General features: G+C 62.9%; 1 pseudogene. It reads right to left on the bottom strand.

What is annotated here, in order from left to right:
- Positions 1-322: 322 nt before the first annotated feature.
- Positions 323-566 (bottom strand): annotated as a pseudogene (locus D7X55_RS45915) (glutamine--fructose-6-phosphate aminotransferase); the annotation flags it as partial.

Raw genomic sequence — 566 nt, 5'->3', positions numbered from 1 at the left:
GGCGATGTGCTGCAACGCGAACGAGGTGGGCTCAACCGCTCAACCCGGACCTCGGTCAAATCGATTCTACGACTGCGACCATCGGTCACTACCGGCATCGATAGGACAGTTCGTCGTGGGAACCAACCGACGATCCAGAGAATGGCACCGCGGCTGAAACCGCCGCTGAATACAGCCGATGCCGCGCATTAAAGAATGATTGCCTGCTGCCGACGGCGGACAGAACACCCGGTGGCTGTCCCACTTGGCATGGCCGACCACGCAAACGAAAGGGGCCACGCGGGCCCCTTTTCGCATGCAGCATTCAACGGATCCGGGAGTGTTACTCCACCGTCACGCTCTTGGCCAGGTTGCGCGGCTTGTCCACGTCGGTGCCGCGTGCCAGCGCGGTGTGGTAGGCCAGCAGCTGCACCGGAATGGTGTGCACGATCGGGCTGAGCACGCCGGCATGGCGCGGCGTGCGGATCACGTGCACGCCTTCGGACTCATTGAAGTTGCTGTCCTGGTCGGCGAACACGAACAGCTCGCCACCACGGGCGCGCACTTCCTGCATGTTCGACTTCACC

It is taken from the genome of Corallococcus sp. AB049A (genome assembly GCF_003668885.1).
In the GTDB taxonomy this organism is placed as follows: Bacteria; Myxococcota; Myxococcia; order Myxococcales; family Myxococcaceae; genus Corallococcus; species Corallococcus interemptor.
Note: the sequence above shows the minus strand (reverse complement) of the source record. Positions and strands in the feature narration are given on the sequence as shown.